Consider the following 7,853-nt stretch of genomic DNA (forward strand, 5'->3'; position numbering starts at 1 on the left):
GCGGCGCCCGCGCCGGGCCGGCTGCCGCGCACGACGTCCGCCGAGACGCTCGCCACCGTGCAGGCCGCCGCGCTGACCAACTCGGCGCTGTGGATCGGCTACGTCAACGCCGACGGCGCCGCCAGCCAGCGCGTCATCGCCCCGGTCCGGGTCGAGGGCGGCTTCGTGACGGCGTACGACCACACCGCCGACGAGGTCCGCACATACCCCTTGCACCGCATCACGGGCGTCTCGGAACTCGCCGACGACGCGGCGTCCTGACGGTGTCCTGACCGCGGCCTCCGGGGGCGCGCTCTGTGGACGCAGGCCCCCCTTTCGCCGCGATGCGGCACACTGGACGTTTGGCCGTACGAACGGCCGGGCCGTGCGGTGACGCCGGCCGGGTGCAGGCGAAGCGAAAGGCGAGGCGCGTGAACGGACCTCTCATCGTCCAGAGCGACAAGACGCTGCTGCTGGAGGTGGACCACGAGCAGGCGGACGCGTGCCGCCAGGTCATCGCCCCCTTCGCGGAGCTGGAGCGCGCCCCGGAGCACATCCACACCTACCGGGTGACGCCGCTCGGCCTGTGGAACGCGCGGGCCGCGGGTCACGACGCGGAGCAGGTCGTGGACGCGCTGGTCGCGTACTCCCGGTATCCGGTCCCGCACGCGCTGCTCGTCGACATCGCCGAGACGATGTCCCGGTACGGCCGCCTCACGCTCAGCAAGCACCCCACGCACGGCCTGGTGCTCACCACCACCGACCGCCCGGTGCTGGAGGAGATCCTGCGGTCGAAGAAGGTCCAGCCGCTGGTCGGCGCCCGGATCGACCCGGACACCGTCGCGGTGCACCCCTCCGAGCGCGGGCAGATCAAGCAGACGCTGCTGAAGCTGGGCTGGCCGGCCGAGGACCTGGCCGGTTATGTGGACGGCGAGGCCCACCCGATCGAGCTGGCGGAGGAGGGCTGGTCGCTGCGGCCGTACCAGCAGCAGGCCGTCGAGAACTTCTGGCACGGCGGCTCGGGCGTCGTCGTACTGCCCTGTGGCGCGGGAAAGACGCTGGTCGGAGCCGGTGCGATGGCCGAGGCCAAGGCCACCACGCTGATCCTCGTGACGAACACGGTGTCCGCGCGCCAGTGGAAGCACGAGCTGGTCAAGCGCACGTCGCTGACCGAGGACGAGATCGGCGAGTACAGCGGTACGAAGAAGGAGATCCGGCCGGTCACCATCGCGACGTACCAGGTGCTGACGACCAAGCGGAAGGGCGTCTACCCGCATCTGGAGCTCTTCGACTCCCGCGACTGGGGCCTGGTCGTCTACGACGAGGTGCATCTGCTGCCCGCGCCGGTCTTCAAGTTCACCGCCGACCTCCAGGCGCGTCGCCGGCTCGGCCTGACCGCCACCCTCGTGCGCGAGGACGGCCGCGAGTCCGACGTCTTCTCGCTCATCGGCCCGAAGCGGTTCGACGCGCCGTGGAAGGAGATCGAGGCGCAGGGGTACATCGCGCCCGCCGACTGCGTCGAGGTCCGGGTCAATCTGACCGACTCGGAGCGGCTGGCGTACGCCACGGCGGAGAGCGACGAGAAGTACCGCTTCTGCGCGACCACCGGGTCCAAGCAGCAGGTCACCGAGGCGCTGGTGCGCCGGCACGCGGGCGAGCAGACGCTGGTGATCGGGCAGTACATCGACCAGCTGGACGAGCTGGGCGAGCACCTGGACGCGCCGGTGATCAAGGGCGACACCAGCAACGCGCAGCGCGAGAAGCTCTTCAACGCCTTCCGCGAGGGCGAGCTGTCCGTGCTGGTCGTCTCCAAGGTCGCGAACTTCTCGATCGACCTGCCGGAGGCGACGGTCGCGATCCAGGTGTCCGGCACGTTCGGCTCGCGCCAGGAGGAGGCCCAGCGCCTCGGCCGGGTGCTCCGCCCGAAGGCGGACGGCCACGAGGCGCGCTTCTACTCGGTTGTCGCGCGCGACACCATCGACCAGGACTTCGCGGCCCACCGCCAGCGCTTCCTGGCCGAACAGGGCTACGCGTACCGCATCGTGGACGCGCACGAACTGCTGGCGGACGAAGGGGCGTGAGGGGCGGGGCGGCCGGGTCGTCAGTGCCGGGTTGTTCAGTGGCCGGGTTGTCAGTAGTCCCCAGTACTGTGTTGAGAAGGGGACTCGCTGCACCCCCATGGGGGAAGAGCAGAGGCTCGCTGCACCCCCATGGGGGAAGAGCGGGGCGAAACGGTAAGCCTGGTCGGCCCCTACGCCTGACTCGGTGACCGAGGCGCCGGTACCGACTCCGCGCGGGCCGCGTCCGGGCGGGTCAGTGCCCCCGCCGCCACCCCCGTCAGCACGCCCCCGCGCCAGCACAGCGCGGCCAGCAGGAAGGCCACGCCGAGCAGGGGGTACGGCGCGGCCAGTGGCTGTTGCCACCACGGGAGTACCAGGTCCAGGTCGCCGTTGTGCGGCACGAGCCACATCGTGCGGGCGGTGAAGAGCACGGCCAGCGCGGCCCATACGGTGCGCCGCCGCACGTCCCGCCGGATGTGCGTGGCCAGGACGGCGAGCAGCGGCACGCACCAGACCCAGTGGTGGGACCAGCTGATCGGCGAGACGAGCAGCGCGGTGAGCGCCGTGCACAGCACGCCCCACGCCTCGCGGCCGGCGACCAGGCCCGTCCGGCGGGCCGCCGCCATCCCGATCACGGCCGTCAGCAAGGCCCCCGCCACCCAGACGACGCCCGGGTGCGTCGTGTGCAGCAGGCGCGCGAGGAGGCCCTGGAGCGACTGGTTGTCGACGATCCACGCCTCGCCGACCCGCCCGGTCTCGTAGAGCCGCTGGGTCCAGAACTCGACGCTGGCGCCGGGCAGCGCGACGACGCCGAGCAGCACCGTGCCGGCGAACCCGGCGAGCGAGACCAGCGCGGCCCGTACTCGCCCGGTGAGCAGCAGGTACACGGCGAAGAGCGCGGGGGTGAGCTTGATGCCGGCCGCGATGCCGATGGCCAGGCCCTTGCCGCGCGCGCCGTCGGGGCGGGTGAGGTCCCACAGGACGAGGCAGGTCAGGGCCAGGTTGATCTGCCCGAAGACGATCGTCTGGTACACCGGCTCCAGCCAGATGGCGAGCGCGGTGGCGACGAGCAGCGAGGGCACGCGGTGGGTGGCGCGCAGCCCGGCGAGCCGCGCGGAGAAGTGGATCAGCAGGGCGAGCAGCGCGATGTTGGCGAGTACGGAGGCGAGCTCCAGCACGCCGGGGGAGATCCGCGCCAGCGGGACGAAGAGCACGGCGGCGAAGGGCGGGTAGGTGGCCGGGAGGTGCCACTCGGTGACCCTGAAGCCGTAGAGGTCGCCGCCGGTCAGGACGGAGTCGCCCATCGCCCGGTAGACGAGGATGTCGGAGTTGGGCATCGGTACGAAGAGGTGTACGACGCCGAGCGCGGCCACGGACACGGCGAGCAGTGCTGCCGCGGGGAGCGTGTGGCGGGGGAGAGTACGGCGGGGGTGTGGGGCCGTACTGCGGTCTGCCGGTCCGTCCGGCAGCTCCCGGGTGGTGCGTGGCCTGCCCACGAGGGGCGTTGTCCGCTGGATCGGCTTCCCGTCGGCGGCAGACACGCGGGTGACCCCTCCTTGTCGCCATATGCGGCTTGCACAGTCTTCACAGCCTTTACGGCGACGTTAATCGATCACGCACTACATTTCGTGACGCTTTCCGGACGTCCCGATGTCATTCCTTGGTACGGGTGGTGGTCGGGGAACTGTCGTCGGCGTATTCGCCCAGTACGGCGACGCTGAAGGCGGTGCCTGCGAAGACCTTCACGGCCCGCAGGGCGTTGCCCACGGGGTGCCGGTGCTCCGTGTCGTGGGCAACAGCGCTGGCGCCGTGTCTGGCACGGCCGGTCGTTTTGGGTTCGGGTGGCGTGTTTATGTGGCTGCTCATGTCTCCATGATGGAATTCACCCGGTCGTCGCACATCCGACCAACGACCGATCCGCGTGTCGCCGGGTGTACGGCCCCGGAAGCACGGGCCTGCGGCCTCCCCCTAAGGGATTCGGGCCCCTTTTAATTCGGTCGCGTCCCCACTTCGTGCTGGCTACAATCGCGCGTCTGCCCGCCTCCCGCACGACTCTCGTCGCGGAGCGCCGCCGCCCGGACGGAAACCGGCCGGCCCCCAGACCACCGCAGCTGCCCGGAGGCGAAGCCGTGCCCTCGCACGCCCCTGACCAGAAGGAAAAGCACGAGCAGGACGATCCCCTGGAGCGGGAGCGCAGGCACCTCGCCGCCTCCCGCGCCGCGCTCCGCGCCATGCGCGAGGACGCCGAGTCGCTGAACATCAAGGACGTGGCGGCGAACTGGGTCAACGCCCAGATCCTGCAGGGCGAGGTCGAGGCCCGTATCAAGGCGCTCGCCGACCTCTCCCACACCCCCCTCTTCTTCGGGCGTCTGGACTACCTCCACGCGCCCGGTGTCGATCTCGCGGAGGGCGCCGAGGGAGAGGACTTCTATATCGGGCGGCGGCACGTCCACGACGCCGACGGCGACCCCATGGTCATCGACTGGCGCGCGCCCGTCTCCCAGCCCTTCTACCGGGCGTCCAAGAAGGACCCGATGGACCTGCGGCTGCGCCGCCGCTTCGGGTACACCGGCGGCGAGCTGACCGCGTACGAGGACGAGCACCTCACCGACCCGGCGGAGGTGGAGCACGCCAGCAAGCTGCTCCAGACGGAGATCGAGCGGCCGCGCGTGGGTCCGATGCGCGACATCGTGGCCACCATCCAGCCCGAGCAGGACGAGATCGTCCGGGCCGGGATCGGCGGCACGGTCTGCGTCCAGGGGGCGCCCGGCACGGGCAAGACCGCCGTCGGCCTGCACCGGGTCGCGTACCTCCTGTACGCGCACCGCGAGAAGCTGGCCCGCGCCGGCACCCTGGTCATCGGCCCGAACAAGTCCTTCCTGCACTACATCGAGCAGGTGCTGCCCGCGCTGGGCGAGCTGGAGGTCAAGCAGGCCACGGTCGACGATCTCGTGGCGCATGTGGAGGTACGCGGTACGGACGATGCCGCGGCCGCCACGGTCAAGGGTGACGCGCGGCTGGCGGAGGTGCTGCGCCGCGCCGTCCGTTCGCACGTCACGATGCCCACCGAGGCGTGCGTGGTGGTCCGCGGCTCCCGCCGCTGGCGCGTTCCCGTGTACGAACTGGAAGAGATCGTCCAGCAGTTGCTGGACCGGGGCATCCGCTACGGCGCGGCGCGCGAGGCGCTGCCGCAGCGCATCGCGCATGCCGTGCTCGTCCAGATGGAGCGGGCCGGTGAGGCGCCCGACGACCGGGTGCAGGACGCGGTGGCCCGCAATGCCGCGGTGAAGGCGACGGTCAAGGCGGTCTGGCCGCCGGTCGACCCGGCGAAGCTGGTCCTGCGGCTGCTGTCGGACGCGGACTTCCTGGCCGAGCACGCCGACGGCGTCCTCACCGACGAGGAGCAGAAGACGATCCTGTGGACCAAACCGGCCCGCAGCGTCCGCAGCGCCAAGTGGTCCGCGGCCGACGCCGTCCTCATCGACGAGGCGCACGACCTGGTGGAGCGCACGCACTCGCTCGGCCACGTGGTGCTGGACGAGGCCCAGGACCTCTCCCCCATGCAGTACCGGGCGGTGGGCCGGCGCTGTTCGACCGGCTCGGCGACCGTACTGGGTGACATCGCCCAGGGCACGACCCCGTGGTCGACGGACACCTGGGAGGAGGCGCTGGCCCATCTGGGCAAGCCGGGCGCAGCGGTCGAGGAGCTGACCCAGGGTTTCCGTGTGCCGCGTGAGGTCATCGCGTACGCCTCACGGCTGCTTCCGGCCATTGCGCCGGACCTCTCCGAGGCGACGTCCATCCGCGAATCCCCGGGCGACTTCGAGATCCGCTCGACAGCATCGGAGGCGCTGGACGCGGCGGTGATCACCGCCTGCCGCGACGCGCTGGCCAAGGAGGGCTCCATCGGCCTGATCGCCGCGGAGCCGCGCCTCCCGGCGCTGCGCGAGGCACTGGCGGCAGCCGGCCTGGCCACGCTCGCCCCCGGCGAGGAGACCTCGGCGGACGCCCGGCTCACTCTTGTGCCCGCGACGCTCGCGAAGGGCCTGGAGTACGACTACGTGGTACTGGACGAGCCGGCGGCGCTCGTGGACGCCGAGCCGGACCACCGGACCGGGCTGCGCCGCCTGTACGTCTGCCTCACACGTGCCGTGTCCGGCCTGACGGTCGTGCACGCGGCGCCGCTGCCGGAGGAGCTGGCGGGCTGAGACCCGCCGCCCCTGCGGTCTTCCCCGTTCAGCCGTCCAGCGCCGTGCGCCAGGTCTCGACGGCGGCCGGGGATACCGGCGCCGACCAGCCGGCCGGGCGGGCCGCGCCGCCGATGTGGAAGGCGGCGACGCCGGCGGCGCGCAGCTGCGGGACGTGCGCGAGGGTGAGGCCGCCGCCCGCCATGATCTGCGGGCCGTACCCCGGCTCGCCGGCCGCCGCGCGGGCCGCCTCGGCGAGCAGTACGGGCAGCCCGTCGTCGACGCCGGCGGCCGATCCCGCGGTGAGGTAGGTGTCCATGCCGGGCCGGTCGTCGAGGCGTTTGCGCAGGCCGTCACGGTCGGCGGCGTGATCGATGGCGCGGTGGAAGGTCCAGGGGCAGCCGTCGATCACCTCGGTCAGGGCGTCCACGGCGGCGAGGTCGGGGCCGCCGTCCTCGGCGAGGAACCCGAGGACGAACTCCTCGGCGCCCTCGGCCCGGAGCGCGGCGGCGTCGGCGCACAGCGCGTCGAACGTCCGGGCGTCGCCCGCGGCGAAGCCGTCCGCCGCGCGCAGCATGACGCGCAGCGGGATGGTGACGGCGGCCCGGACGGCGGCGAAGGTCTCGCGGGGCGGGGTGAGTCCGTCGGACGCCATGTCGGTGACCAGTTCGAGGCGGTCCGCCCCTCCGGCCTCGGCCGCGGCGGCGTCCGCGGCGTCGAGCGCGATCACCTCGAGAATTGGTCTAGACATGTGCTCCAGAGTGCCATACCCGGCAGGGCGGCGCTACGGAGCGACACCGATCCGACGCGAAAAGCGCCCCGCGCGGACGCGCCCGGCCCGCTCCGGCGTTCGGCGCGATCACCTGTGGTGAGGCCGCCGGTCCGGATGCGCACAATGGTCGTATGGCTTCCTCCCCGACGGATCGCACGGACCGCATGGACCCGGGTGAACACCTGCGCCGCCGCTGGCACGACGCCGTCCTGGCGCTCCGGAACGCCGACGCGGCGACCGAGCCCGGCACCGCGATCGCCCTGCCGCCCGACCCCGCCCCGTACGCCGACAATCTGCTGGCACGCTGGGCCGAGCCGCAGCGCCGCTATCACACGACCGAGCATCTGGCCGCCGTGCTGGACCGGATCGACGAGCTTGCGGGACACGCCGCCGAGCCCGATGTCGTACGGCTCGCGGCCTGGTTCCACGACGCCGTCTACCGCCCCGACCGCTCCGAGAACGAGGAGCGCAGCGCGGCGCTCGCCGAGCGGGCGCTGCCGGAGCTGGGGATCGACGCGGAGCACACGGCGGAGGTGGCGCGTCTCGTGCGGCTCACGGTCACGCACGATCCGGCGGAGGGGGACAGCAACGGCGAGGTGCTGTGCGACGCGGATCTGGCGGTACTGGCCGGGTCGCCGGAGCAGTACGCGGCGTACGCCGCCGCGGTGCGCGAGGAGTTCGGGTTCGTGCCGGACGAGGCGTTCCGGGCGGGCCGGGCCGATGTACTGCGTCAACTGCTGGCGCTGCCAAGGCTCTTCCGCACGCCGGAGGGGCACGACAGATGGGAGCGGCTGGCCCGGCGGAACCTGACCACGGAGCTCGACCTTCTGACGGCATGAGGCGGGGGTGCGGGGG

At 72.3% G+C, this 7,853-nt stretch carries 7 protein-coding genes; 4 read left to right on the forward strand and 3 right to left on the reverse strand.

Features of this window, described 5'->3' with window-relative positions; all coding sequences use genetic code 11:
• Both CCS38_RS02330 and CCS38_RS02335 read left to right on the forward strand, forming a co-directional pair.
• A partial coding sequence (locus CCS38_RS02330) for a WYL domain-containing protein (protein ID WP_223731497.1) occupies positions 1-261 on the forward strand: 261 nt, incomplete at its 5' end.
• A 149-nt stretch (positions 262-410) separates the two neighbouring features.
• On the forward strand, positions 411-2,060 hold the full coding sequence (locus CCS38_RS02335) for a DNA repair helicase XPB (RefSeq protein ID WP_223731498.1): 1,650 nt from the start codon (positions 411-413) through the stop codon (positions 2,058-2,060).
• Between the two features lie 170 nt (positions 2,061-2,230).
• On the opposite strand, the gene CCS38_RS02340 is transcribed toward CCS38_RS02335, so the two are convergent.
• Positions 2,231-3,580, reverse strand: a complete 1,350-nt coding sequence (locus CCS38_RS02340) for a glycosyltransferase 87 family protein (RefSeq protein ID WP_223731499.1) — start codon at positions 3,578-3,580, stop codon at positions 2,231-2,233.
• Positions 3,581-3,692: 112 nt separating this feature from the next.
• Entirely contained in the window at positions 3,693-3,905 is a 213-nt protein-coding gene (locus CCS38_RS02345) for a hypothetical protein (protein WP_223731500.1), read from the reverse strand.
• A gap of 263 nt (positions 3,906-4,168) precedes the next feature.
• Between CCS38_RS02345 and CCS38_RS02350 the strand changes: the two genes are divergently transcribed.
• Entirely contained in the window at positions 4,169-6,247 is a 2,079-nt protein-coding gene (locus CCS38_RS02350; protein WP_223731501.1) for a HelD family protein, read from the forward strand.
• A 28-nt stretch (positions 6,248-6,275) separates the two neighbouring features.
• Here the strand turns inward: CCS38_RS02350 and CCS38_RS02355 are convergent, their stop codons facing one another.
• Positions 6,276-6,977 carry a copper homeostasis protein CutC gene (locus CCS38_RS02355; RefSeq protein WP_223731502.1) on the reverse strand — a complete coding sequence of 234 codons (702 nt, stop codon included), beginning with the start codon at positions 6,975-6,977 and terminating at the stop codon, positions 6,276-6,278.
• Positions 6,978-7,129: 152 nt separating this feature from the next.
• Between CCS38_RS02355 and CCS38_RS02360 the strand changes: the two genes are divergently transcribed.
• Positions 7,130-7,837 (forward strand): HD domain-containing protein, encoded by a 708-nt coding sequence (locus tag CCS38_RS02360; RefSeq protein WP_223731503.1) that lies wholly within the window; start codon positions 7,130-7,132, stop codon positions 7,835-7,837.
• Positions 7,838-7,853 lie beyond the last annotated feature (16 nt).

The sequence above is a fragment of the Streptomyces purpurogeneiscleroticus genome, assembly GCF_020024005.1.
GTDB classification, from domain to species: domain Bacteria; phylum Actinomycetota; class Actinomycetes; order Streptomycetales; family Streptomycetaceae; genus Streptomyces; species Streptomyces purpurogeneiscleroticus.

What these genes read in the sequence shown, in the direction of transcription:
- CCS38_RS02345 (WP_223731500.1), bottom strand. Translation starts at nt 3,905, where the DNA reads ATGAGCAGCCACATAAACACGCCACCCGAACCCAAAACGACCGGCCGT.
- CCS38_RS02355 (WP_223731502.1), bottom strand. Translation starts at nt 6,977, where the DNA reads ATGTCTAGACCAATTCTCGAGGTGATCGCGCTCGACGCCGCGGACGCC.
- CCS38_RS02360 (WP_223731503.1), top strand. Translation starts at nt 7,130, where the DNA reads ATGGCTTCCTCCCCGACGGATCGCACGGACCGCATGGACCCGGGTGAA.